This is a genomic window from Ectopseudomonas oleovorans (assembly GCF_029845265.1).
In the GTDB taxonomy this organism is placed as follows: domain Bacteria; phylum Pseudomonadota; class Gammaproteobacteria; order Pseudomonadales; family Pseudomonadaceae; genus Aquipseudomonas; species Aquipseudomonas oleovorans.
Genome location: NZ_JAOCLK010000001.1, coordinates 134,377 through 160,367, shown reverse-complemented (window position 1 = coordinate 160,367; position 25,991 = coordinate 134,377). Strand labels below are relative to the sequence as shown.

At 64.1% G+C, this 25,991-nt stretch carries 20 protein-coding genes; 14 read left to right on the top strand and 6 right to left on the bottom strand.

Going from position 1 to position 25,991, the window contains the following annotated elements; all coding sequences use genetic code 11:
• The first annotated feature begins 234 nt into the window (after positions 1–234).
• The 8 genes from N5J71_RS00810 to N5J71_RS00775 are packed head-to-tail and all read left to right on the top strand — an operon-like array spanning position 235 to position 10,013.
• Positions 235–3,132, top strand: a complete 2,898-nt coding sequence (locus tag N5J71_RS00810) for a phage tail length tape measure family protein (RefSeq protein WP_279916101.1) — start codon at positions 235–237, stop codon at positions 3,130–3,132.
• 1 nt (position 3,133) lies between these two features.
• Complete coding sequence (locus N5J71_RS00805) at positions 3,134–3,991, top strand: hypothetical protein (RefSeq protein WP_279916100.1); 858 nt, start codon at positions 3,134–3,136, stop codon at positions 3,989–3,991.
• Positions 3,991–4,872 carry a hypothetical protein gene (locus tag N5J71_RS00800; protein ID WP_279916099.1) on the top strand — a complete coding sequence of 294 codons (882 nt, stop codon included), beginning with the start codon at positions 3,991–3,993 and terminating at the stop codon, positions 4,870–4,872. The genes N5J71_RS00805 and N5J71_RS00800 overlap by 1 nt, the downstream gene beginning before the upstream one ends.
• A 2-nt stretch (positions 4,873–4,874) precedes the next feature.
• Entirely contained in the window at positions 4,875–6,587 is a 1,713-nt protein-coding gene (locus N5J71_RS00795; RefSeq protein WP_279916097.1) for a hypothetical protein, read from the top strand.
• A complete protein-coding gene (locus tag N5J71_RS00790; protein ID WP_279916095.1) occupies positions 6,577–7,398 on the top strand; it encodes a phage/gene transfer agent baseplate hub protein in 822 nt (273 codons plus the stop codon). The genes N5J71_RS00795 and N5J71_RS00790 overlap by 11 nt, the downstream gene beginning before the upstream one ends.
• Positions 7,399–7,400: 2 nt before the next feature.
• On the top strand, positions 7,401–7,631 hold the full coding sequence (locus N5J71_RS00785) for a hypothetical protein (protein ID WP_213664315.1): 231 nt from the start codon (positions 7,401–7,403) through the stop codon (positions 7,629–7,631).
• Positions 7,632–7,639: 8 nt separating this feature from the next.
• On the top strand, positions 7,640–7,867 hold the full coding sequence (locus tag N5J71_RS00780; protein WP_279916160.1) for a hypothetical protein: 228 nt from the start codon (positions 7,640–7,642) through the stop codon (positions 7,865–7,867).
• Positions 7,851–10,013 (top strand): hypothetical protein, encoded by a 2,163-nt coding sequence (locus N5J71_RS00775; protein ID WP_279916093.1) that lies wholly within the window; start codon positions 7,851–7,853, stop codon positions 10,011–10,013. Before N5J71_RS00780 ends, N5J71_RS00775 begins: the two co-directional genes overlap by 17 nt.
• Positions 10,014–10,552: 539 nt before the next feature.
• Here N5J71_RS00775 and N5J71_RS00770 read toward each other — a convergent pair.
• The 3 genes from N5J71_RS00770 to N5J71_RS00760 are packed head-to-tail and all read right to left on the bottom strand — an operon-like array spanning position 10,553 to position 13,674.
• On the bottom strand, positions 10,553–10,891 hold the full coding sequence (locus tag N5J71_RS00770; RefSeq protein ID WP_125873643.1) for a YdbL family probable chaperone protein: 339 nt from the start codon (positions 10,889–10,891) through the stop codon (positions 10,553–10,555).
• Positions 10,892–10,922: 31 nt separating this feature from the next.
• On the bottom strand, positions 10,923–11,114 hold the full coding sequence (locus N5J71_RS00765) for a YnbE family lipoprotein (RefSeq protein WP_017675074.1): 192 nt from the start codon (positions 11,112–11,114) through the stop codon (positions 10,923–10,925).
• A gap of 4 nt (positions 11,115–11,118) precedes the next feature.
• Positions 11,119–13,674 (bottom strand): intermembrane phospholipid transport YdbH family protein, encoded by a 2,556-nt coding sequence (locus N5J71_RS00760; RefSeq protein WP_084340548.1) that lies wholly within the window; start codon positions 13,672–13,674, stop codon positions 11,119–11,121.
• A gap of 132 nt (positions 13,675–13,806) precedes the next feature.
• Here N5J71_RS00760 and N5J71_RS00755 point away from each other — a divergent pair, with 132 nt between their 5' ends.
• The 4 genes from N5J71_RS00755 to N5J71_RS00740 all read left to right on the top strand — a co-directional run bounded on the left by N5J71_RS00755 (position 13,807) and on the right by N5J71_RS00740 (position 17,244).
• The gene (locus N5J71_RS00755; protein ID WP_003462583.1) at positions 13,807–14,178 is read left to right on the top strand and encodes an XRE family transcriptional regulator; all 372 of its coding nucleotides are present in this window, start codon (positions 13,807–13,809) and stop codon (positions 14,176–14,178) included.
• An 83-nt stretch (positions 14,179–14,261) separates the two neighbouring features.
• The gene (locus tag N5J71_RS00750; RefSeq protein ID WP_003462580.1) at positions 14,262–15,014 is read left to right on the top strand and encodes an RES family NAD+ phosphorylase; all 753 of its coding nucleotides are present in this window, start codon (positions 14,262–14,264) and stop codon (positions 15,012–15,014) included.
• A gap of 437 nt (positions 15,015–15,451) precedes the next feature.
• Complete coding sequence (locus tag N5J71_RS00745; protein WP_017675070.1) at positions 15,452–15,703, top strand: SEL1-like repeat protein; 252 nt, start codon at positions 15,452–15,454, stop codon at positions 15,701–15,703.
• Between the two features lie 65 nt (positions 15,704–15,768).
• On the top strand, positions 15,769–17,244 hold the full coding sequence (locus tag N5J71_RS00740) for a DNA recombination protein RmuC (protein ID WP_074860042.1): 1,476 nt from the start codon (positions 15,769–15,771) through the stop codon (positions 17,242–17,244).
• Positions 17,245–17,258: 14 nt separating this feature from the next.
• Here N5J71_RS00740 and N5J71_RS00735 read toward each other — a convergent pair whose 3' ends face one another.
• Together N5J71_RS00735 and N5J71_RS00730 are read right to left on the bottom strand one after the other, a co-directional pair.
• Positions 17,259–18,206 carry an alpha/beta fold hydrolase gene (locus tag N5J71_RS00735; protein ID WP_279916092.1) on the bottom strand — a complete coding sequence of 316 codons (948 nt, stop codon included), beginning with the start codon at positions 18,204–18,206 and terminating at the stop codon, positions 17,259–17,261.
• Between the two features lie 447 nt (positions 18,207–18,653).
• Positions 18,654–22,142 (bottom strand): hybrid sensor histidine kinase/response regulator, encoded by a 3,489-nt coding sequence (locus N5J71_RS00730; RefSeq protein ID WP_279916090.1) that lies wholly within the window; start codon positions 22,140–22,142, stop codon positions 18,654–18,656.
• Positions 22,143–22,346: 204 nt separating this feature from the next.
• Here N5J71_RS00730 and N5J71_RS00725 point away from each other — a divergent pair, with 204 nt between their 5' ends.
• Together N5J71_RS00725 and N5J71_RS00720 are read left to right on the top strand one after the other, a co-directional pair.
• Positions 22,347–22,916 (top strand): GNAT family N-acetyltransferase, encoded by a 570-nt coding sequence (locus tag N5J71_RS00725; protein ID WP_074682658.1) that lies wholly within the window; start codon positions 22,347–22,349, stop codon positions 22,914–22,916.
• A 5-nt stretch (positions 22,917–22,921) separates the two neighbouring features.
• The gene (locus N5J71_RS00720) at positions 22,922–23,749 is read left to right on the top strand and encodes a helix-turn-helix transcriptional regulator (protein ID WP_279916089.1); all 828 of its coding nucleotides are present in this window, start codon (positions 22,922–22,924) and stop codon (positions 23,747–23,749) included.
• 900 nt (positions 23,750–24,649) lie between these two features.
• Here N5J71_RS00720 and N5J71_RS00715 read toward each other — a convergent pair.
• A complete protein-coding gene (locus N5J71_RS00715; RefSeq protein WP_279916087.1) occupies positions 24,650–25,987 on the bottom strand; it encodes an imelysin family protein in 1,338 nt (445 codons plus the stop codon).
• Between the last annotated feature and the right edge of the window lie 4 nt (positions 25,988–25,991).

Genomic DNA, 25,991 nt, shown 5'->3' with positions numbered 1-25,991 from the left:
GCAGGCGTCCGCAAGTGCGGTGCAACGTTAGGAACAGCAAAGCCCCCGTAAACCTCCTGGGCCGGTATGAGCAAGACGGCCAATACCAGAAACGACGGCGGGGAAATAAGCAGGGGTAACGCCCTGGTGCCTGCCTTAACCGCCTTCGGGCGGTTTGTTTTTGCCTCGTCAAAATTACATCCCACCTCGCGCGCGCGAGCATGGCGGCACATTCCCTCTATGTGACCGCACCCCATGGCTCTGGCAGGCAAGAACCTCGAACTGGCAATGCGCATCCGCGCCGATCTGCAGCAGGCGATCGGTGAGCTGCAGCAGTTGGAGGGTGCTGTCGAGGCCAACGGCCGCCAGGCCGAGTCGTCCAGCCGCGATATGGAGAAGCTGGGCAAGACCATCGGCAATGTGGCTGCCGCGATTGCCGGCGGTGCCATCTATAAGGCGGTGATTAGCGCCACCATCGAGCAGGAGCGAGTCACCGCCCAGCTGGAACAGCGCCTGCGCTCGACTGGCGGCGCCGCTGGCTTGACCCGCGACGAGCTGCTGGAGATGGCCAGCGCCATGCAGCAGGTGACCACCTACGGCGACGAGGCGGTGATCCCGGCGCAGTCTCTGCTGCTCACCTTCACCAAGATCGGCCGCGAGGTGTTCCCCCGGGCTCTGGAGACGGTGCTCGACATGAGCACCGCAATGGGTCAAGACCTCAAGTCCTCGGCCATCCAGCTGGGTAAGGCGCTCAACGATCCCATCCAGGGCGTGGCCGCCCTGTCGCGCGTCGGCGTCCAGTTCACCGAGCAGCAGAAGGAGCAGATCAAGACCCTGGTTGAGTCTGGCCGAATCATTGACGCCCAGAAGATCATCCTGGCCGAGCTGGAAACGCAGATGGGCGGCAGTGCCCGTGCAGCCCGTGACACCCTTGGCGGCAGCATCGAGGCGCTGAAGAACGCATTCGGCGATCTCCTGGAAGGCGACACCGGCAGCGAAGGTCTGGTCGGTGCCCGTGAGGCGATCGAGGAGCTGACCCGCGTGATGAGCGACCCGGCCACCAAGGAAGCATTCAGCGTCCTGATCGGTTTGGTGGCCAGTCTGACCACTGTGGCGGCTGAAGCCACGGTAGCCATGGGCGATCTATTCGCCAACGTCAGTGCCAGTATCAAGTCGCTTACTGGGAACCTCGACCCACTGGAGCGCCTCGCGGTCGAGATACGCGCTGTGGATCGTGCCATCAAGGGTGATTCGGATACACCCCTGATGTACCTCTTCACCTCAGAGGCAGAACTCAAGCAGCTCAAGGCCCAGATGGAGGCAGAGCGCGACCTGATTCTGGCTGCTCGTGGCCAGGGCAAACCAGCTCCGGCGCCGACCACAACTGGTGGCGGTGAAGTCGAAGAGGTCAAGGTGGTCAACAAGGAGTACGAAAAACTCCTTACCAACCTGCAAAAACAGTCCGACCTGTTCGGCGTCACCAGCGAAGCCGCCCGTGTGCGCTACGCCATCGAGCGCGGCGAGCTGGGCGAGCTGGATGCAGCCCAACAGCAGGCCCTGCTGCGTTACGCCCAGGAGATCGACGCCAAGCGGGCCAGTGGCGAAGCGAGCAAGGCGGCGGCGCAAGCCAGCGAGCAGCAGACCCGCCAGCAGGAACAATACGTGCGCGGCCTGGAGCGCAGCGCCGCGCTGATCGGCCTGAGCACCGACCAGGTGCGCGCCTACGAGCTGGCCGAGAAGGGCCTCACCGGTGCCCTGCGCGATCGCGCCATCGCCGCCCAGGCGGTGATCGCCGCCGAGGAGCGCAAGCAGCAGCTCGATGCCGATGCCAAGCAGATTGCAGGCCTGCGCGCCCAGCTGCTGCGCGCCGAGGGCCGCGACGCCGAGGCGCTGACCATCGAGATCGAGCAGCGCTATGGCGAGCTGATGACCCGCCTGCGCGAGCGCGGCGATACCGCCGGCCTGGCCATCATCGACGGCCTGGTGAATGTCGAGCAGGCGCAGATTCGTTTCAATGAGATCCAGCGCCGGTACGACCAGGTACTGGCCGAGCAGACCCGCCAGGAACAATCGGTACAGGCCGAGCAGCAGGCTGGGCTGCTGAGTGAAGTCGGCGCGCGCGAGCGGATTCTGGAGATTCACCGCCAGACCAACGCACAGCTGCAGGAGATCCGCCCGCTGCTGGCCGAGATGGCGCAGATGCCCGGTGCGATCGGCGCATCCGCACAGCAGGCCCTCGACAACCTGGACGCCCAGGCCAACCGCTTGCGCGCCACCACCACGCTGCTGCAGGAGACCCTACGCACCGGCATTGAGAGCGGCCTTTCCTCTGCGCTATCGGGGCTGGCGCGCGGCACCATGAACCTGCGCGAGGCCGTCACCGCCCTAGGCCAGAGCGTGGCAGATGCCCTGGCCCAAATGGCCGCCCGCAACATCGCCGAGGGGCTCACCAATAGCGTGATGGGGCTGTTTGGCGGTGGTGGGCAGCAAGGTGCGGAGCTGGCCACCGGCGCCGCGGCCGTTACCACGTCTGCCGGCGCACTCTCCGCTGCCGGCGCCACCCTGGTGACGGGTGCAGCAGCTATCCAGGCGGCCGCGGCCAGCCTGGCTGCCGCCAGTGCGGGCTCGGCCGGTGCCGGCGCCGGTGGGCTGGGCTTACTCTCGATGTTCGGCGGCGCCGGCGGCGCGGCCGGTGCCGGGGCGTACACCGGCGCGTTCGGTTTCGCCGAGGGTGGCCACGTCCTGGGCCCTGGCACCACCACCAGCGACAGCATTCCCACCTGGCTCTCCAACTACGAGTTCGTCACCCGTGCCGCCGTCGTGCAGCAGCCCGGAGCGCTCGCATTCCTGCACGACTTCAACGCCCGCGGCCTGGCCGCGCTCGATGACTGGGCCATGTCGCGCTGGGCCCGCCACAACACCGGAGGCCTTGCCGGCGTGCCGGCACCTGCGCTGTCGGCGCCGAGTCTGGGCAACACCCGCCTGGCCGAGCCGGCCAAGAGCAGTACCACCATCAAGAACGGTGTGAACCTCTACGCCGTACAGCGCCCCGAGGACGTTGCTGGCATGGCCTGGGGCAAAGCTGGCCAGGAGCACTTCATGGTTTACCTGCAACAACACGGCGCCGAAGTGCGCCAGCTACTGGGACTCTGACATGCCTCATCAAATCAGCTTCGTCGACAACTCGGGCGGCGTACTCGCCCACTACAAAATGCTGGAGACCATCCGCGACTTCGCTGCAGCGAATGGCTGGACGGTACTGCGCTATGACACGGTGCCGGCCAACCGCGAGTTGATCCTCAAGGGCGTGGGCTACACCGGGCAAGAGGAGATCTTCGTCGGCTTTCGCACCTACCAGGACGCCAGCGCGGACTACTACAACCTGCTGGCGGGTGTGTTCACCGGCTACGTGGCGGGCAATACCTTCGACACCCAGCCCGGCGCACGCTTGAGCGGCGTGCCGGCGCACAACAACCGCATCGACTACTGGCTGACCCTCAACCCGCAGCGCATCGCGCTGGCTATGAAGGTGGGGACTCCGGTTTATGAGAGCGCCTACGTCGGCAAGTGCCTGCCCTACGGCCGCCCGAGCCAATATCCGTACCCTGTGGTTTGCGGCGGCATGCTCACTGGCGCCACCGCAACGCGCTTCAGCGATACCGGACACTCCGGCTACTTCAAGGGGAACCGGCCGGCCATGGGGCTGCGCAGTAACGACAACTGGCTTCAGCCGCTCTGCTACCCCTGGGGTAACAGCTATATCACTGGCACTGGAGTCGGTTTGACCAGCACCAACCTGCGCGACACCGGCGGCATCTATCACCTGCTGCCAGTCGAGCTGCACGACAACAGCGCCAACCTCTGGGGCGCGCTGGACGGGGTCTTCTATATCTCCGGCTTCGACAACGCAGTGGAAAACACTCTGACCGTCGACGGGGTGGATTACGTGGTGATCCAGGACGTATGGCGCACCGGGCATACCGACTACTACGCACTGAGGATGGACGACTAATGGCTTTCTACAGTGGCTCGGCGAATGACATGGCCGCAGTGAGAACGGCGTTGGTTGCTGCCTGTGTGGCCGACGGCTGGACCTGGAATGGCGGCACTGAGGTGTTGAGCAAGGGCGTGATGTTTGTGCGGCTGCAGATTGTTGGTGGTTATCTGACGCTGTTGGGGCGCACGAGCGCAGGTGCGGGTGATGCGCCCAGTATTGTCCGCATGGGGCAGATGGGGACCGCTATCACCTGGCCTGTTGAGTACACGTTCTTTGTTTTCGACGCAGAGGTTTATTGCGTTATCAGGTTCGGCGTCGATTTCTACCTGTGGTGTGCATTTGGGCAATCAGCTGTGGCTGGTTTGCTTGGCACGGGTATGTGGGTTGCAGCATCGGTGCCGGCCGGAAACAACAATAACCCGGCAATTGAACCTACAGATGGCGCAGGCCAGTCGTGGGGTTATGGCTGCCCTGCCATATTTTGGCGCACCACCACTGGCGGCAACACCAACTTCCACGAACATTGGGTGCATTCAGATTTGGATAGTCAGGGCTGGTGGTCGGGGCAGTCAGTTGGCGCTGTCTCCGTCGGTATATCGCCAGTTGTACCTCTGATCGGCCTGCTGCCGAACGCTTGGAACAGCGAGGCGGTTCTGCTGCCTATACGCGCCTATAAAGTCAGACCATCCAACAGACTGAGCCTGACGGTCGATCTAGAACACGCGCGGTATACCAGGGTCGATAACTATTCACCTGGGGAGGTCATCCAGATCGGCAGTGACCGCTGGATGGTGCTGCCGTTTTATAGAAAGAACACGGCCGCCCGCAATGGTAGCGCTGCCCCAGCCACTCACACCGGCACCTTCGGCTGGGCCATCCGCTACGAGGGGCCATAGCCGTGGCCGTTCTCAGCGGCCAATCGGTGCGCCCTATCCAGGGCGGTATCGACAACCCGAACCTGACCACTGACCACTGGGCGTTCGCCTGGGTCAACCAGTTCGACCCATCGCCCTACGTCAGCGATACCCAGCGCACCGGTCAGGCACCCCTGACAACCCATTGGCCGGTCGCCGCCAATGGCCGGGGTCTGAGCGGCCAACGCATGCGCGCCCACGTCGACGACTGGTACCACCGCTTTCACATCAGTCCGCAGCAGCTCGACCTCGGCAACGTCGTCTCGGCGCAGACGAGCCCGGTTTTTCTGTGGAACGCGTTTCTGGAGCCGAGGACGCTGAGCAGTATCACCGGCCTGGACGAGGGTATCGAGATCAGCGGCCAGCCGGCGCCGCCGCTGCTGTTCCCTGCTCTGATGGAGCTGGCATGGAATGTCACTGTCACCCCAGACGGCCAGCCTGTGCTCGATACAGTCGTGGCCTGGCAGTTCGACAAGGACCACTCGGCCGGCCTACGCATCACAGCCAACCGAATCATCGCCTGGACCTTCGTGCCGGACTGGGGCGATGGCATCCGCGAGCGCCTGAGCGCCTCTACCGACATTCTGCAGAGCGAGTCGGCAGCCAGCCAGCGCCGCCAACTGCGCCTGGCGCCGCGCCGCGAGTTCACTGGGCCAATGTATGCCGAAGGGCGCGAGCGGCAGCTGCTCGATCTCGCGCTGTTCGGCTGGAGCGATCGTATCTGGTCGATCCCGATCTGGCCCGATATCCAGCTGCTGCAGGTGGGCATCGCCGCCGACTCTGCATTCATTCCCTGCAGCACGCAGCACCTCGATTTCCGCGACGGCGGCCTGGCCATGTTGCGTGGCGAGGATGCCTTCACCAGCGAGACGGTGGAGATCCTCGACGTACTCAGCAACGGCCTGCAGCTCAAGCGCAACACGCAGCTGGCCTGGCCGGCCGGCTCGCGCCTGTACCCAGCGCGCGCGGCGCAGTTGCTCGATGAGCCATCGCTGAGCAAACTCTCCGATCGCCTGGTCGAGGCCGAGGTGCAGTTCCTGGTCGTCGAGCCAAGCGACTGGCCGGAGTGGCTGCCTTCCACTTTATATAGAGGGCGGCCGGTGTGGGATCGGCGCCCGGATGACACCGACAACCTTACCCACGCCGCGCAGCGCCTGCGCTCGACGCTGGACAGCGGCTTCGCCCAGCCACTGATCACCGACACCGCGCGCCGCGCCCTGCAGATGCTCGGCCAGCGCCACCTCGATCTCGGCCGGGAGGCTCGTGCGCTGGTGCGTTCGTTCATCTATGGCATGCGCGGGCGCCAGAAGGTCGTATGGGTACCGAGTCATATGGACGATCTGACCCTGGTCGCAGCCATTTCGGCGGTGGCCACCACCCTGGATATCGAGAACATCGGCTACACCCGATTCAGCAACGGCAAGCCCGGACGGCGCGATATCCGCATCGAGCTGTTCGACGGTTCTGTATTCATGCGCCGGCTGATCGGTTCGACCGAACTCGACATCCAGGTCGAGCGCGTCGGCCTGGACAGCGCCCTGGGCGTCGAGGTGCAGCCGCACCAGGTCGCGCGCATCAGCTGGATGAACCTGATGCGCTTCGAGAGCGACGTGCAGGAGATCGAGCACATGACCGACAGCGAAGGTGTTGCCGCATGGGCAACGGTGTTTCGCGAGGAGCGTGACGATGAGTTTTGACAGCCGCGAGGTCTCACTCGCCGCCGGCATGCCGATCCGTCTCTACGAGTTCATTCGTGGGGTGATGCGCTGGCTATACAACAGCAGCGACCGCGATATCACCGTCGGCACGCAGGTGTACCGCACGCTGCGCGGCGGCATCAGCGACAACGGCATCCGCCAGAGCGGCGTGGCCAAGCAGGATTCGCTAGTGATCACCGCGCCGGCCGACATCGAGGTCGCTCAGCCCTGGCGCGGCAGTCGGCCCAGCGCCGAGATCTACCTGCGCGTGCTCGATATGCACTACGGCGAGAGCGAGATCGTCCACCGGCTCACCGGCTCGATCTCCAGCGTGAAGTGGCCGCGCCTGGACACTTGCACCATCACCGTCCAGGACATCGAGAGTTCGATGGAGCGTCCGGGGCTGATCGACACCCACAGCCGTACCTGCACCACCACGCTCTACTCCACGAAGTGCGGTGTCGATCGCAATCTGCACCGCGTTGAAACCACCATCCAGAGCCTGGCCGGCAGGACCATCAGCTCGGGCGAGTTCGCCAGCTACCCGGACGGTTGGTTCAACGGTGGCTATGTCGAGTGGCCGATCAGCTCGGGCGAGTACGACAGCCGGCATATCGAGACGCACGTGGGTTCCGTGTTGCAGCTGCTCGACGGCATCGTCGGGTTGGGTGCCGGCCAGGCGATCCGGGTGTACCCCGGTTGCGACTTCACTGCCGCTACCTGCAGCAGCAAGTTCGGCAACCTACTCAACCTTCGGGCGACGCCACATATGGATGGCAAGAGCCCCTTCGACGGCGAGCAGGTGTTCTAGCCATGTGGGTACAGATCGCAATCCTGGTGGCGTCCTACCTCATCCAGTACGCCACCCAGCCAAAACCCAAGAAGCCCAAGCCGGCGGCGTTCGCCGATTTCGACTTCCCGCGCGCCGATGAAGGCACCGAGAAGTCGGTGCTGTTCGGCCAATGCTGGACGAAGGACTGGATGGTGCTGAGCGTGCGCAACCAGCGTAGCCAGGCAATCAAGAGCAAGGGGGGCAAGAAGTGAGCAGCGAGCTGATCGTGACCATCCAGCACCTGCACACGGTGCCGACCTGGACCACCCGCACTGGCTACTGCGCCAGGCAAAGCCGCACCTTCTTCGCCGAGCACGGCCTCGACTGGCTGGCCTTCGTGCGCGAGGGCATTCCCGCGCAGCAGCTACTCGACACTGGTAATGCGCTGGCCGCCCACCTGGTGGAGCACGCGCGCACGATGGAGGCCGCAGATGGGCAGCAAGAATAAGGCGCAGACGGTCGGCTTTCGCTATTCGTTCGATATCCACTTCGCCATCGGCAAGGCCATGGACGGCCTGCTGGCCATCCGCGCCAGTGGCAAGAATGCCTGGACCGGCAACGTCACCAGTAATCAGGCGATCAACATCGACGCGCCCAACCTGTTCGGCGGCGACAAGGGCGAAGGCGGTATCCAGGGCCAGCTCGACGTGATGTTCGGCGAGGAGGATCAGCCGGTAAACAGCCGGCTGGCTGCTGCGCTGGGCGGCCTGGTGCCGGCGTTCCGTGGCTTCTGCGGCGGCTTCTTCACCGGCCTGGTGACCTCGATCAACCCGTACCCCAAACCCTGGGAGCTGCTGCGCTACCGCCGCCTGAAAGGCTGGGACGGCGCGGTTTGGTACCCGGAAACCTGCGCGATCGACCTCGTCGGTGGCCAAGTCCGGGCCATGAACCCGGCGCACATCCTCTACGAGACCTACACCAACCGGGACTGGGGGCGCGGCCTAGATCGCAGCATGATGGATGATGCGGCGTGGCGCGCCGCCGCGCTCAGGCTGTTCAACGAGGGTTTCGGCCTGTGCCTGGAGTGGAAGCGCTCAACGCCGCTCAGCGAGTTCCGCGACCAGATCACCGATCACATCGGTGCCTACGTCGGGCCCGATCGCCGCACCGGGCTGATCACCCTGACGCTGATCCGCGATGACTACGACGTCGAGACGTTGCCGCTGTTCGACGAGGACTCCGGGCTGCTGAGCATCGAGGAGGACGAGACCAGCAGCGCGCTGATCGCGCCGAGCCAGTTGTTCGTCGAGTACACCGATGCCATCAGCGGTGAGACCCGCCGCGCCCGCGCGGTCAACGCCCCCATCGCCCAGGCCCAGGGCGGCCCGGCCGGCGAGGTGGTCAGCTACCCAGGTCTGCCGACCGCCGAGCTTGCCGGCCGCGTGGTTGGGCGCGACATGCGGGTGAAGGGCAGCAACCTGCGCAAGTTCAAGGTGCGCCTCGACCGCCGCGGCTGGAAGCTCGGGCCCGGCGAGCCGTTCCGGGTGCGCTCGCTCAAGCGCGGTATCGACACCATCGTGCTACGCGCTGGGCGGATCGAGGACGGCACCCTGGCATCCGGGGCGATCACCGTCACCGCCCTGGAGGACGTGTTCGGCCTGCCCTCGGCATCCTTCGTTGCGGTACCGCCCAGCGGTTACGTGCCGCCCGATCGCACGCCGCAGGCCGTCAGCCTGCGGCGACTGATGGAGGTGCCGTATCGCGAGCTGGCTGGGCTGATCGACCCGGCCAACCTGGCGCTGCTGGACGTGACTGCGGCATGGTTGTCGACACTGGCTGCCAAACCCACTGGACTCTCGCTCAGCTACAGCCTCACCACCCGGCCAGGCGCCAGCGGTTCGTTCGTTGATCGCGGCATTGCCGACTGGTGCCCCACAGCGCAGTTGGTGGGGGCGCTGAGCATCTCGGCCACCTCGGCCACCCTGACTGCCGGCATCGACCTGGAGCGCGTCAGCCTCGGCCAGGCGGCGCTGCTCGATGACGAGATTGTGCGGGTGGATGCTATCAACCTGGTTTCTGGTGCGGTGACGTTAGGTCGCGGCTGTGCTGACACTGTGCCGCGTGAGCATGCGGCAGGGGCGCGGGTGTGGTTCTACGACACGTTCGAGGGTACCGACGAGACCGAGTACTCCTCGGGCGTCACCATGCAGGCCAGGCTGCTGACCAACACCAGCATCGGCCAGCTCGACTCTGGCCTGGCGGGCACTGATAGCCTGCTGTTGGGTGGGCGCCAGGGCCGGCCATACCCGCCGGGGCAGTTCACCATCGGCGGGAGCAGCTGGCCCTCCAGTATTGAGGGCGACGTGGTACTGGCCTGGGCCCACCGGGATAGATTGGGCCAGGCCGACCAGCTGATCGACACCACCCTGGGCAGTATTGGACCCGAGGCTGGCTCCACCTATAGCTGCCGGTTGCTACGCGCCGATACCAACGCGGTACTGGCCAGCCAGACAGGTGTAAGCGGCACCACAGCGACTCTGACGACCACCTACGTGGGTCAGGTCATTGCAGAGGTGTGGTCGGTGCGGGGAGGGATTGAGAGCCTGCAGAGGCAGCGGTGGCAGTTCGACCATACGAACCCGCCACCACCGTGAGTTTGGCAATTCATTTGCCGTATGTGAAAGAATCAGCTCGCTGCATTTATCGCGCGCAACGCCGCTATTTTTCGCGCGGCGCTACAACTTGCACGGAACGCTACGACGTAAATCCGACAGGCATAAGCAGGAAGGTCGCGCGAATTACCCTGGGAGATCTGTTTGGCCTGCCATGTGCTACCGGCCCCGAGAGGTGACGGGATGGGCGAACAGAAGTCAGCAGAGGCCGTAGTAGTTGCTGGAAACCGGAGCGATGAAGGGCTGAACCTGTCATGAGTGGATAGTCAGGTGTGCTCTCTGTTGGAGCGTAAAGCAGAAACGCCGTGAACAGCGGTGGTCGAGACCATCAGGAGGTAGGAGTCGGAAACTCCGAGGGCCGGTCTGGGCGCTTAGCTACCGCAGGCGACACATCAACGGAACCAAGCTCGCTGATGCTGTTTGTCAGTAGGCAGGAACCGCCGTATACGGAACCGTACGTACGGTGGTGTGGGAGGACGGCGGGGTGACCCCGCCTCCTACCCGATTCTGCCGCAGGCTTTTTACTTCTGCAGCCACTGGCCGTTCAGCTGGATGTACTGGCCCTTGGGCGTGCGCTCGATGGCCTTCTTGCCGGCAATGGCTTCCACGTCGCTCAGGCTGATGCCATTGTCCTTGGCCACCTTCTGGTATTCGGCGCGGCGCGCCTGGTTGATCAGGCGGGCAATTTCGTCGGCCTGGCCGCCAGGCTTGACCACGCCCAGGTAGCCGTTGGGTTGTTCGCCGAGCTGGCCGCTGGCCTTGGCTTCGCCCAGGGCACTCATGGCCTGGTTGAGGTTCAGTGCGTATGCCGGCAGGCTCAGGCTCAATGCCAGCAGCAGGGTCGAAATGTATCGAATCATCGTCTCTCTCCGTAGAACTTGTGCGGCAGGCTTAAAACAGACCACTGTCTTCGTTGAATACACTGTCCAGCGCCTTGTCCACCTTGATGTAGATTTCGTGCTCGACCTTGACGTTCAGGTTGATGTTGATCGGCTCGTTCGGCATCGCCAGTTGTACCGTCGGGGTACAGGCCTGGCACAGCAGCCCCAGGCTCAGGACTGCGAGGAGGCGGTACTTGCGCATGGCGCTACTCCTTTGGCTCTTGGGGGACACGCTGGCGCATCCATTGCTGAATCCGTTGCTGGATGATGCCACTGACCTTGTCGGTCAGCTGCAGGCTGGCCAGCAAGGCCGGGATGTCTTCTTCCAGATTGATGTTGAAATGGATGGGCCTGCCTTTCTCTATGGCCGGGTTCTGTCCATGCAGGCGCATGCCCAGCCGCAGTGTGCCGGACTGATCATAGTCGACGCTACTGCTGAGCAGATCGTAGTGGAAGTCTTCCAGCGCGTCGGTGACCAGCTTCATGCCCGGGTTGGCCTGACCCATGGCGCGGATGCGCGGTGAATGAAAACGCAGCTGCCCACCCGGGGGCCTGGCTTCGATCAGGCCCTGTTCGATACTGATGGCGCCAGCCAGGCGCAGCGGCAGGGTGCCGTCGATCAGCCCGCTACCGGCCAACCCTTCGGCTGGGTAGACGCGAAACAGCTCTTGCAGATCCAGGTCACTGAGCCGCAGGGGCAGCAGATGGCTGGGTTGTTCCAGTGCCCAGGTCGCCGGTGCCAGGCTCAGGCTACCGCCGAGAATGCCCAGTTCGGCGCGCTGGTGGGTCAGGCTGCCTGCTAGTGGTCGTTGCAGGCTGGCCTGGTAGCTGGCCTGCAGCCGCAGGGGGCCGAGCTCGATGCCGGGATCGAGCTGCTTGGCACTCAACTGAGGCAGGTCGAGGCGAAGTCGGTCGCCGTTCAGCTGCAGCCGCAGTTCGGCATCGAGACCGCTCAGGGTGGTGCGGTCATAGATGCCGGCCAGGCCCTTGCCGGTCAGGCTGGCCTTGAGTTGCAGGGGCTTGCCGCTGGGCAGGTTGAGGCTGGCGTTGCCCTGAATACGGCCGTTTTCCAAGGTCATTAGCGGCGGCCAGTCGGCCAGGGTTTGTGCCAGTGGGTTGCCGGCGCGCAGGAACAGCTCGTCCAGGGTGGCATTCAGGTTCAGCGCGCTGGTCGTGTTGTCCAGACGCAGGGCCATGCTCAGGCCTGAATCGGCCAGTAGTGCGCCGTCGAGGGCCTGGCTGCCATTGTCGGCGTTGATGCGTCCCTGCCATTGCCAGCCCTGGGCCTGCAATTGTGGATGGTGCAGGCGTTGGATGCGCAGGCCCAGCGGGCCGGACAGGGTCGGTGTGCTTGGGGGGCCGCTCAGGGTGATGCCGGCCAGCGTCGCTTGAGCTTGCTGCAGGTCAAGCTCGGCGCCGCGCAGGCGCTGGACGTCGAGGCGCGAGCTGTCGGCCAGGCTGAGCTGCACCTGCTGCTGCGTGACGTTGCCTTTGAGGCCAAGGCTCAGATGCAGGTCATCGAGACGGCTGTCAGCCAGGTCCATGCGTTTGCTGCGCGCTTCGAGCTGCAGGTGTCGAACGTCGAGTGCCCAGTCGGAGGATTGGTGCAGGGCAAGCTCGGCATCTGCCTGCAGTTCCAGCGGGCCGTGGCCGCTGACGTTCAACAGCAGGGCCAGCGCCTCATTGGCAGCGCCATCCAGAGGCGCGAGGTGCAGTTGCAATTGCTGTGGCCGCAGGCCGCTCGGCAGCGACGCCAGCCAAGGCGCGTTCTGCGTGGCGAGCTGCAGTTGGGCGTTCAAACGCCGGGCCTGCCATCTGCCCAGGGTATTGCTGAGATCGAGCGCCAGCTCACCGCTGACCAGGCCGACGCCGGGAAGCGGCCAAGGCTGCGGTAGCTGCGCATCGACCCGCAGCCACCCGGAGGTGGCCAGCAGTTCGCTGAACGTAGGGGGGATCTGCGGTACCTGCAACTGCCACTGGGCGTTCATCCCGGCCTGTCGGGGCGTGGCTGGCAGAGCGTCAGCCTCGAGTAGCGTCCATTCGCTCAGCCATTCGGCGAGCCAGGCCATATCCTGCAGCGCGGTAACCTCAAGCTCGCCGCTCCATTGCAGGGCATCGGCCTGAGCCTGCAAGTTGCTATGCAGGGCGATCTGCGGTTGATCATCGAGATGCAGGTTCAACTGCAGCTGTCGCGGGCTGTTCAGCTCACTGCCCAGCCCCTGCAGTTGTGCTTGCAACTTCGCCTTGTGGGCTGCGCGCAACAGCAGCGTATGCAACTGCAGGGTATCGTCCAGCAGTCGTAGGTCGACGTCGCCCTGCAGTGTGCAGCGGCCGCTGGCGCAGGGCAGTTGCGCTTGGGCGTTGCGCAGTTCGATGTGCCGTGGAAGCCATGGCAGGGCATTGCTCAGGGTTTCCAGGAGTCCGGTCAGATCGCTGTCGCTCGGGCTTTCGGATTCTCCCTGCGCGGGCTGCCACGACAGGCGCAGGTCCTGCGCAACCAGGCGGTAGCGAGGCACCTCACTGGCCAGCCAGTAGAGTTGCAACTGGCCGCTTTGCACCAGCAGCTCGCCGTCACTACGTTGTACCAGGCTTGCATCCTGGAACTGCAAGCCTCGCCAGGAAAGGCTAAGCCGCTGCCAGTCCAGCACGATGCGCTGCTCCTCGAACAGTTGCTGCACGCGGTAGCCGACATAGCAGGCCAGTAGCGACAGCAGCGCCAGTATCGCTACACAGGTGCTCAGCCAGAAACGCCGGCGACTCATGAGTGTTCCTTGCTCGGTGCGGTCCACTGGACGGTACCCCATGCTCGAGTGGGTGCCAAGCGGCTTTCCGTGCTATTGTGTATTTACAGCTTTCAATATTTATTTTGTCGTAAACGAGCGAAGGAGGATGTGATGAGTGCTGTGACTCGCTCTCAGCCCGATGCCGATGCGGTACTGGCTAAAGCCCTGCTCAATACCCGTGAGCAACTGGGGCTGACGCAGCAGGAGCTGGCCGACATCGTTGGCGTCCATCGCAGTGCCATCAGCCGCTGGAGTGAGCAGGGTGGTTTGCGTCCGCAGAGCAAGACCGGCGAGCTGGCGCTGTTGCTGATACGCGCCTATCGCGCGCTGTTTGCCCTGTTTGGCGGCAATCAGCAGGACATGCGCCATTTTCTGCGCACCGAAAATCGCCATCTGGCAGGTATTCCGCTGCAGCAGATGAGTCAGGTGCAGGGGCTGGTGCGTGTTGTCGAGTATCTGGACGCCATTCGCGGCAAGGTCTGAGAGCCTGCTCAAAGCCTGCTGCGCGTCGGCCCTGCTGGGTTAAAAGCAGGCTCTAGCAGGCTCCACGCTTAGGAGTGATCGCCATGGATATCTGGCAACTATGCGACGGCGAGCGACAGGTGCGACCGCTGCGCGGCAAGCTGTTGCGCATGGTGGAGAGCCAGGCCCAGGTTGCGACCCTGCAACTGGTGGATAACCTGGCCGAGCAGACCCTGCTCGAGGAACTGCTCGAGAGCAGCAAGCCGCCGCTGCCTGAAGCCGCCGAGCCGTTGCACTACCTGCTGAAGACGCCGTTTCGTTATCCGCCGCTGCGTTGGGGCTCGCGCTTCGGCCGCGTGCACGAACCCAGCCTGTTCTACGCCGCTCAGCGTCTGCAAACGGCGATGGCCGAGGCCGCCTACTACCGTTTCGTATTGTGGAATGGCATGGTCGTGCCGCCGCCCAGTGGCCGCATCCTCTCCGAGCATTCGACCTTCGAGGCGCGTTACCGCGTCGAGCACGGTATCCAGTTGCAACAGTCGCCTTTCGCTCAACATGACGCACTGTTGGCTCACCCCAGTGATTACAGCGTGCCTCAGCGTCTCGGTACGTCGATGCGCGCGGCGGGCATTCAGGCTTTCGAGTACCGCTCGGCACGCTGTCCTGACGGTGGCAGCAATGTGGCGCTCTACGTGCCGGCTGCGTTCGTGGAGAAGCGTCCGCGTAATCTGACGGCCTGGTTGTGTGAAACCACGAGCGAGTACGTGGCGTTCAAGCATGCGCAAACGCCGGATCAACCACGGCTGTTTCACTGGGAGCAGTTTCTGGTGCAGGGGCAATTGCCGCACCCCGCGTAACGCCTGCGCTGGCGCGTCAGATGCCCCGAAACAGAGCGCTGCGCGGATCTGTCGCAGGGAGTTGTGCACAATGCTGAAGCAGGCTGTCACATCACTGTCAGAAACGCCGCTAACCGCTTGATTTTCCGTGGTTGATTTTTAAGTCAATGAAAAATATGCACTTTTTCCATTGGTGAAAAAATCGACAGTTTGACTGCGAGCCCCATGGCATCAGGCCTGTGAGTTCTTTCGCCCAAGTTGTGCACGGAGTTATCCACAGCTTCTGTGGATTGTGAGGAAACTCTTTCTGGCAGCCGCAATCGATCTGGCAGGCAAGACTTTACCTTCGAGAAAAAAGGAGTAGAGTGGCGCGCCCCGGCAGTCACCCCCCTTTATTTATGCCTCGCGCCTTGCCTTCTTCATCCCCTGCAACTCGTTCCGGTTCTTCTCGTCTGCCCATGCGCGTTGCGCTGTGGCTGCTCGACAGTCCGCGTCTGGGACAAACACCGAGCGTCAAACGCATCGCCGGCAACCTGCTCAAGCAGCCTGCCCGCAAAGGCTGTGTGCAGGCACAAAGTCGGTTGGGCCAATTGCTCTGTCGCGACTGCGGTAATACCCGTGATCGCCGTATCGGTTATGAACTGCTACGCCAGGCTGCCCGCGCAGGCGATCGCAGTGCTCAGCTGGAGCTGGAGCGTCTGTCGCGCTGATTGCGTGCTGACCCCGTGTAAATCGCCGGCGGGTATACTGCACGGCGGTCAAACATGGAGCGTCTATGCCAATCGATCCCTTCTCTCTCGCCATCGGCACCGTCGTTGCGCTGGTTCCGTTATTGGCCGGCCTTTGGTCCTTGCAGCGCCGGCTGGCTCGCGCGCAAGGCGAGCAGGCGCTGTTGCAGGAACGCCTGGAGCATGCGCAACTGAGCCAGGCCGGTTTGCTGGCGCAACTCGATGATTGTCGCGCCGAGTTGGCCGAGGTCAGCGAGATCAAGGTGGAGCAGCAAACCGAGTTGGCCGGTTTGCGCCGTGAGAACGAGCTGCTGCAGCAGGAGCGGCAGATTGCCCGCGAGGCCGCGCAGTCATGGAATCAGCAGCGCGAACGTAACGAAGCTGAACTGCGTCGGCTCACCGCCGAGTGTGCGGCGCTGGCTGCCGAGTTGCAGGAAAATCGCGATAACCAGCAACAGCGCCTCGATGATCTGCAGGGCGCGCGCAACGAGCTGCGCGCCCAGTTCTCCGAACTGGCGACGAAGATCTTCGATGAGCGCGAGCAGCGCTTCGCCGAGACCAGCCAGCAGCGTCTCGGCCAGTTGCTCGACCCACTTAAGGAGCGGATCCAGGCATTCGAGAAGCGCGTCGACGAAAGTTATCAGCAAGAAGCGCGTGAGCGTTTTTCCCTGAGCAAGGAGTTGGAGCGTCTGCAGCAGCTCAACCAACGCCTGGGCGACGAGGCGACCAATCTGACCCGCGCGCTCAAGGGCCAGAAGACTCAGGGCAACTGGGGCGAGTTGGTGCTGGAGCGAGTGCTGGAGCATGCCGGCCTGGAGAAGGGGCGCGAGTATCACACTCAGGTCAGCCTCAAGGGCGCTGGTGGCGAGCGCTTTCAGCCTGACGTTCTCATCCGCCTGCCGGGCGACAGGCAGGTGATTGTCGATGCCAAGGTCAGCCTCAGCGCATACCAGCAGTATGTCGCGGCTGCGGACGAGCCGGTCCGCCAGCAGGCCCTCAAGCAACACCTGATCTCTCTGCGCAGTCACCTCAAGGGCCTCTCCGGCAAGGATTACCAGCGCCTCGAAGGTCTGCACAGCCTGGATTTCGTCCTGCTCTTCGTGCCCATCGAGGCGGCCTTCGCTGCGGCGTTGCAGGCCGAGCCGGACCTGTTCCGGGAGGCCTTCGAGCAGCAGGTGGTGATCGTCAGCCCGACTACCTTGCTGGCTACCCTGCGGGTGATCGACAGCCTCTGGCGTCAGGAGCGGCAGGGCCAGAATGCGCGCGAGATCGCCGAGCGTGCCGGCCAGCTGTACGACAAGTTCGTTGCCTTTGTCGCCGATCTGGACGAGATGGGCAGCCGTCTGCAGCAATTGGACAAGGCTTACGCCAGTGCCCGTAACAAGCTGGTGGACGGTCGCGGCAACCTCATTGGCCGTGTGGAAAACCTCAAGCTGCTGGGCGCGCGCGCAAGCAAGAGTCTGCCAGGCGAGTTGCTCGAGCGCTCTGCCGATCTGCCGGCGCTGGACGAACTGGGCGAGTGAGCGACGTCTACCCGCTAGCGCAGGGGCGCTTGCTCGGGTTGTGTGCGAGGACGGGCCTGTTCCAATCGGCTCACGTAGTCGCGCAGCCAGCCGGCCAGGGCGGTGGGTTCGGCCAGCAATTGCCAATGGCCGGCGCGGATTTCACGGCGGGTCAGCAGTGGCGCCCAGTGCTGCAGATCGTCGAACAGCTGCGGGCGCACGAAGCGGTCGTTCAGCGGCACGATCAGTTGCACCGGCACGCGACTGCTGCGTTTGCGCGGGCGCAGCAGGCGGCGCATGAAGTTGGCGCGATACAGCTGTACACCGCGCATGCCATCGCTGCGCTGCGTCAGGTTCGGCGGCAGGCCGCGTACGCCTTCGAGGCGGCGTAGCAGCCTGGGCCAGGCGCGATCCAGGCCCAGTTGCCAGCACAGTTCCGGTAGCAGCGGGATGTGGAAGAAGGCGATGTACCAGGAACTGAGCAACTGCCCCAGTGCCTGCAACAGACCGCCAGGTCGACGCAGGCTCAGGCGCTCGCGCATCCAGTGGCCGACATGGTCGAGACAGGGGCCGGAGATGCTGGTGTAGGACGCCAGCAGCGGCTGGATGCGCGGCTCGGTTACCGCTTCCCAGCTCTGGATCGAACCCCAGTCATGGGCGATCAGGTGCACCGGGCGATCCGCGCTGGTGGCCAGTACCACCGCTTCGAGATCGCGACCGAGTTGCTCCAGGCGGTAGTCGCGCAGGCGCTTCGGCACCTGGGAAGCACCGCAGCCACGCACGTCGTAAGCGACGATTCGGTAGTCGGCGGCCAATTCGCGGATCAGCGGCCGCCAGATCTCGTGGTTGTCCGGATAGCCATGCACCAGCAGCAGGGTCGGGGCGTCGGCTCTGTCCCAGATATAGGTGCGCAGGCGCAGGCCGTCGCTGTCCACGTCCAACTGCCGAGGTGACAGTTCATCCCGCGACAGTGGCGCGTTCATCGCAGGAAACTAAATGGTCGGGCGAACAGGAACATGGCTGGCTCCACGAATGACGATTGCATCGCTCGGTATAAGAGCCATTGTTGAGTGCTGGCTTGCCCTGGTGGGCTGGCGTTACGAAAGTGCCAGTAACCTCTGGGCCGTTCTGAAAACAGCGTTTGGGGCGATCCTGGAAGGTTTCGTGTAGCGCCAGTGCCTGGCAAGTCCAGTCCTTGGTTGGGGCTCCCGAATGCAGGGTCGCCGCGAGTCGCGAAACCGTGCGAACGTGTCCGGCCGTTGCTACCGGCATTCTGCAGCGCGGTCAGATTGATGAAGTGCCGCGTATTTGCCTGCGTCGCGTACCCCGCCAGGCTGTGGCGCCTGGTGCGCCAATGCCGGTGGGGGACGTCGCGGTAGAGGTGGCAAACCTTCAGCAGTGGTCCCGCCCTGTGGAAAACATTCGGCCCCCTAGCCGCGCAACACCAGATGACGGCTGAGCAGCGCGCGCAGGGCGGCCGGCTTGACCGGTTTGGGCAGGTAGTCGAGGCCGGCGGCATGCACCTCGGCCACCAGCTCCGGGCGGCCGTCGGCGCTGATCACCACGCCGGGCACCGGCTCGCCCAGGCGCGTGCGCAGCCAGGCCATCAGCTCGGTGCCGGTCTCGCCCTCGTCGAGGTGGTAGTCGATCAGCGCCAGCTGTGGGCGTACGTCTTCACTGAGCAGGTGCTCGCATTCCAGGCGGTTGCGCGCCGTCCACACCTGGCAGCCCCAGCGCGACAACAGGCTGTGCATGCCGGTGAGGATGCTGTCCTCGTTGTCGATGCACAGCACCTGGGTGCCCTGCAGCGGCTGGCCGTTGACCTCGCTGCCGGCCGCCGCCTTGGGCTTGGCCGCCGGCTGGCGCGCTAGCGGCACGCTGACGCTGAACACGCTGCCTTTGCCTGGCCAGGAACGCACTTCCAGGCGGTGGGCGAGCACGCGGCAGAGGCCGTCGGCGATCGCCAGGCCCAGGCCCAGGCCCTTCTCGGCGCGGGTCTGGTGGCTGTCGAGGCGTTTGAATTCCTCGAAGATCACCTTGCGCTTGTCCTCGGGGATGCCGGCGCCGCGGTCCCACACCTCCAGGCGCAGGTGGTCACCCTCGCGGCGTACGCCGAGCACCACGCGGCCCTTGGCATAGCGGAAGGCGTTGGTCAGGAAGTTCTGCAGGATGCGCCGCAGCAGCTTGCTGTCGCTGTCGACCCACTGCTTGCTGCCGCGCACGCGCAGGTCGATGCCCTGTTCGGCGGCCAGCACGCCGAACTCGGCGGCGAGGGTGTCGAACAGGCTGGCAAGGGCGAAGGGGTGGCGATCCGGAGCGATGCGGCCGTTCTCCAGGCGCGAGATGTCCAGCAGGTCGGTGATCAGGTCCTCGGCCGAACGCAGCGAGCTGTCCAGGTGGCGCACCAGCTCCTGGGCTTCGCCGGGCAGGGCGTCGTCCTGATGGGAAAGGGCGGCCGAGAACAGCCGAGCCGCATTGAGCGGTTGCATCAGGTCATGACTGACCGCAGCGAGGAAGCGTGTCTTCGACTGGTTGGCAGCCTCGGCGTGGGCCTTGGCTTCGGTCAGTGCCTGATTCAGTTTCGACAGTTCATGGGTCCGTTCGGCAACGCGTCGTTCGAGGCTTTCGTTGGCGTCCTTGAGGGCGCGCTCGGCTTCGCGGAACTCGGTGATGTCGGTGAAACTCATGACGAACCCGCCGCCCGGCATGGGGTTGCCGATCAGTTCGATCACCCGGCCGTTGGGGAACACCCGCTCATAGCTGTGCGCGGTGCCCTGGCGCATCCAGTACAGGCGCTTGGCGACGTTCTCTTCGAGGTCGCCGCCGCCGAGCATGCCGCGTTCGGCATTGAAGCGGATGATCTCGGCAATCGGCCGACCGACGTAGATCAAGCCTTCGGGGTACTCGAACAATTCCAGGTAACGGTGGTTCCAGGCCACCAGGCGCAGGTTCTGGTCGACCACGCTGATGCCCTGGGTAATGTTCTCGATCGCGCCCTGCAGCAGGGCACGGTTGAACTGCAGCACCTCGCTGGCTTCGTCGACGATGCGTACCACATCCTCGACCTGCATTTCGCGGCCTTCGATGGCGGCCTTGACCACCGCACGGGTCGAGGAGGCGCCAAGAACACCGGCGAGCAGACGTTCGGTGTGGGCGATCCACTCGCTGTTGGCCGGTTGGTTGGGATCGAAGTCCTTGCCTTTGCCCTGGCGCAGGGCGAAGCGGGTAAAACTCTGTTGCGCGCGTTCTTCGCCGACGAAACGGCTGGACAGCATCAGCAGGTCGGCCACCTGCACCGCCAGCAGGCTGCGGCTGCTGGGTTTGGTGCCCAGGTCATGGCCGATGAAGCGCCCGGCTTGCCAATGCTCGGAAACCCGGGTGCGCGAGAACCAGGAGACCCAGGCAAACAACAGCATGTTGCCGGCCAGCGACAGCACTACGCCGCGCGTCAGCGGGTTGACCTGCAGGCCGATGGGGGCGTAGAGCAGGGTGGTGAGGCCGGGGAAACTGTCCAGTGACCAGCCCATGCCGCGTGCCGCCAGCGGCAGAACCAGGGTGTAGAACCAGAGCATGGCGCCGAAGATCAGGCCGGCGAACACGCCGCGGCGATTGGCCTGTTTCCACACCAGTGCGCCGAACATGGCCGGTGCCAGCTGGCCAATGGCAGCGAACGAGACCTGACCGATGGTGGCCAGGCTGGTGCCCTCGCCGAGCAGGCGATAGCAGACGTAGGCCAGCAGCAGAATCAGCACGATGCTGACCCTGCGCGCGGTGAGCATCCAGTGGCGGAAGGCCTCGAACGGCCGCTCGGTGCTCTGCCGGCGCAGCAGCCAGGGCAACAGCATGTCGTTGGAGATCATCGTCGACAGCGCTACCGAGGCGACGATCACCATGCCGGTGGCGGCCGAGGCGCCGCCGATGAAGGCCAGTACCGCCAGGCTTGGATGGGCTTCGGCCAACGGCAGGCTGATGACGAAGGAGTCCGGTGTCACGCCGGCTGGCAGTAGCATCTGCCCGGCCAGGGCGATAGGCACGACGAACAGTACGGCCAGCACCAGATAGGCCGGGAATACCCAGCGTGCCAGGCGCAGGTCCTTGGGCTCGATGTTTTCCACCACGGTGACATGGAACTGCCGCGGCAGGCAGACGATGGCGATCATCGCCATGCCGGTCTGCACCAGCATGGCCGGCCAGTTCACCGCCTCGTTCCAGAAGTCGTCCAGCTCGGCGGTGTTGTGCGCCTGTTCCAGCAGGTCATTGAAACCGTTGTACAGGCCGAAGGTGACGAAGGCGCCCACGGCGAGGAAGGCCAGCAGCTTGACCAGCGATTCGAAGGCAATCGCCAGCACCATGCCTCGGTGGTGCTCGGTGACGTCGAGGTTGCGCGTGCCGAACAGAATGGTGAACAGCGCCAGGGCCAGCGACACGATCAGCGCCGTGTCCTGCGCGCTGGTGCCGGTATCCTGGGCATGGGCGCCGATCAGCAGGTTGACTCCGAGTACGATGCCCTTGAGCTGCAGGGCGATGTAGGGCAGCACGCCGACCAGGCAGATCAGCGCCACGACGATCGCCAGCGACTGCGACTTGCCGTAGCGCGCGGCGATGAAGTCGGCGATGGAGGTGATGTTCTCCTGCTTGCTGATCATCACCATCTTCTGCAGCACCCAGGGCATGGTCAGCAGCAGGATGATCGGGCCAAGGTAGATCGGCAGGAACGACCACAGCTGCTCGGCAGCCTGGCCGACGGCGCCGAAGAAGGTCCAGCTGGTGCAATAAACGGCCAGCGACAGCGAATAGACCCAGGCCCGTATCTTCGGCGGCATGGGCGTGCTGCGGCGGTCACCATAGAAGGCGATGGCGAAAAGAATGGCCATGTAGATCAGGGCGACCGCGGCGATCAACCCGGGGGACAGCGACATGCAGACTCCAAACGCACAGTGAAACGAAATGAGCCTGGCCGCCGAGGCGAGGCCGATGTTGATCAGTGTTGCACAAAGCCTCGGTCTGTCGGCTGCGACCAAGGTCGCAGCCAAGCAGGCGTGCTTTGCGACGGGACTCGATTGTGCAGCAGCGCTGGGGCTGATAGCTTGGTCGGTTTGCGACTCTGTCCGAGGAGGGACCCTATGTTCAAGCCGCAGCTGGTGACTTTGCAACGTGGCGCTCTGCGCCTGGAACCGCTTTCTGATGCGGATATTCCCGCTCTTGTTGCGTTGGCCGAGGTCAATCGCGAGGAGCTGCTGTACATGAGCGGCACCCAGCGACTGGACTGGTACCGCAGCGCCTTGGCCGATCTGCGCGAGCAGCGGGCACTGCCGTTCGTCATTCGCCTGGGTGACGAGTTGGTGGGCACCACACGCTTCGCCGACTTCATGAATACCCTGCCAGCTTGTGAAATCGGCTGGACCTGGCTCGACCACAACCAGCATGGCAGCGGGCTGAACACCAGCATCAAGTATTTGATGCTCAAGCATGCTTTCGAAAACTGGGGCATGGTTCGCGTGCAACTGAAAACCGCCGCCAGCAACCTGCGCTCGCAACGCGCCATCGAGAAGCTTGGCGCCGTTCGTGAAGGGTTGCTGCGCAACCATCGCCGTTTGGCCGACGGCCGTCTCGATGACACCGTGCTGTACAGCGTTACCGACCTGGAATGGCCGGCGCTGCGTGAGGTGCTGGAGGCGGGCTTCGGCGCCTGAGCCTGATGCACAGTCGCGAGCAGACCCGCTTCTGGCAAGCCTCCGCATTGAACGGGGTCGAGCTGTTGCAGGCGCGCTACCTCGAACAGCGTTTCGCGCCCCACGTGCATGAAGGCTTCGTGTTCACCGTGATCGAACATGGTGCCCAGCGCTTTCGTCATCGGGGCAGTGATCATCTGGCACCTCAGGGCAGCATGGTGCTGATCAACCCGGATGAAGTGCACACCGGCTCCAGGGCGCACGAAGACGGTTGGCGCTATCGCGGTTTCTACCCAGGCAACGCCCAGGTACTGGGGGCGCTGCAGGAGCTGGGCCTGGCCAAGAGCGGCATGCCGTCGTTTGCCTTCAGCGTGCTGCATGATCCGCGTTTGCACGCGGCCTTTCTGCAACTGCACCAGTTGCTCGAGGACGGGGCCGAGGCGCTGCAGCAGCAACTGGCCTGGCGGGAGGCGATTCTGCTGTTGTTTCAGCGTCACGCGCGGCTCGCCGAGCCGCCTGTGCCTGGGCGTGAGCCCTGGGCAGTGGCTTGCGCCAAGCAGATGCTCGCCGAACGCCTGATCGAGCCGCCCTCGCTGGAGGAGTTGGCGGTCGCGGTCAACCTCTCACCCTTTCATTTCGCTCGGGTGTTTCGCCGCGCGACCGGCTTGCCGCCGCATGCCTGGCTCAAGCAGCGGCGTCTGGAGCAGGCGCGGGCGTTGCTCAAAACGGGCTGCACAGCGGTCACCGTGGCAATGCAGCTGGGCTTCGCCGATCAGAGCCACTTGTCGCGACAGTTCAAGCAGGTTTATGGCGTGAGCCCTGGCGAATATCGCAGCGCAGTGGCACGAAGCTGACAGCAGGAATAAAAAAGGTTCTTCGCATTTTCGCGCGGAGGATACGCCCGACACCGGACTGGCAATTACATGTTAGCTGCCGGTGCAGGCACTATCCGTTAGCGCGTCGTCTGATCTGAAGGGTTTCGCCCCTTACGGGCGAGTCACTTTCTCTTGCTTGCCCAAGAGAAAGTAACCAAAGAGAAGGGCACCCCACCATCCGGCCCCGGCTACGCCGGGGTTTCCTCGCTCCATCACCGCTCCAGGGGCACGCTGCGAAGGGCCATCCCTGGCCCATCGCAGCTCTCGCGACATCCATGTCGCTCAACCCCTTCCACGGTGATTCCACTCGGCCTCCTGAAGGGGATTTGGGCGTCGTCTGTAAGATCGCGGTGAAAGAGCAAAAGCCAGACGCCGCTGAGTTTAATTACGTGGAGATTACGCAAGCTCGCGACCCGATCCCCTTCAGGAGGCCGAGTGGAGGTGTTGCGTAGGGGAGCGAGCCGCATGGATGCGGCGAGATACCGACGGCGGCCCCGCTTAAAGGGCCAGGGATGGCCCTTGTAAGCCGGCCCCCGGAGCAGCACCGGAGCGAAGGAAGTTTCGCGTAGCGAAACCCGGATGTCGGGGTGCCCTTCTTTGGCACACCTTTCTTGGGCAAGCAAAGAAACGTAGCGAAGCGCAGTAACAGCCGCAGGCTGGCCCGAAGGGTGAGCAAAGCGAATCAAGGTGTGGCGCCCGTAAGGGGCGCAACCCAAACGTTCAGCAGACGCGGTAATGGATGGTGCCAAGTCAGTAAGCGATACGCACACAAACTTGCCAGTACGGTGTCAATCCGTACCTTCACCACACTATGCGAAGAGCCAAAAAAAAACCGGCGCTCCTTGCGGAGGCGCCGGCTTTTTCAGTCCGCTATGTCGATCAGAATTTGTGATCGGCAGTGTCCGGGTTAAGGTCGCTGATGCCTAGCTTGCCCGCGGCCTGTTCGATGGCACCGGTCTGCTTGACAAGGGCGGCGATGGCGTCACGTACCAGTTGCTGACCTTCGGCATTGCCTTGCGCGATCAACTGGTCGAAGTGCACGTTGTTCTTCTCGGCGCTGTCGACCAGTGCCTGCAGCTTGGCTTCGGTTTCCTGCAGGTCTGCCTTGAGCGTGGCATCGGCCTGGGCATCAGTCTTGGCCACCAGCTCGGACAGGCTCGGGCCGGTCAGGGTGCTACCGTCGACCTTCTTGTACTCGCCCAGGTAGACGTTACGAATGCCTTTGCCATTGTAGAAGTGCGAGTTGTGGGTGTTGTCGCTGAAGCAGTCATGCTCGTCTTCGGTGGAGTTGGCCTCCAGTGCGACCTTCATGCGCTCGCCCGCCAGTTCGCCGAGCGACAGGCTGCCCATGCCGAACAGCATCTTGCGCAGACCGTTGTCGGCCGAATCGGCGACCAGCTCGCTGCGGTAGTTGCCTTCCACGCCGTCTTTCCACTGTTCGACCATTTCATCCAGATCGCTGACCAGCAGGTCGGTGGCTGCTTTCAGGTAAGTGCGACGACGCTCGTTGTGGCCACCGGTGGCGCCTTCGCCGACCAGGTAGTCGGTGTAGGGGCGCTCGCCGGCGCCAGGGTTGGTGCCGTTCAGGTCCTGGCCCCAGAGGAGGAATTCGATGGCGTGGTAGCCAGTGGCAACGTTGGCTTCGGAACCGCCCAGCTCGTTCAGGCTGGCCAGCAGTTCGCCGGTGATCTCGCTGACGTCGATCTTGTCTTCGCCGACCTGAATCTCGGTGTTGGCGATGATGTTGGCCTGTGCGCCGGGGTTACCCAGGGCATGCTGATAGTCGTCGGCCACATAGTCGATCAGACCTTCGTCCAGCGGCCAGGCATTGAGTTGGCCTTCCCACTCGTCAACCACCGGGTTGCCGAAACGGAACACTTCGGTCTGCATGTAGGGAATGCGCGCGGCCAGCCAGGCTTGGCGGGCGGCTTTCAGGGTCGCTTCGCTGGGATCGGCGAGCAGCGCATCGACGGCAGCCTGCAGCGCTTTGCCGGTGCTGGCAGCGTCGTTGAATACGGCTAGAGCCAGGTCGGCATAGTGGTTGACCACGGCCTTTGCCGCTGCTTCGTCGACGTTGACTGCGCTGACCGGAGCCGCGCTCTCGGTGGCAGCAGCAGGCGCGGCAGCCTGGGCGGCAGGGGCTTTGTCTTCGCCGCAACCAGCGAGAGAAATGGCGATGGCCAGCAGGCTGGCGGAGGCCAGGGGCATACGAATCATGGCG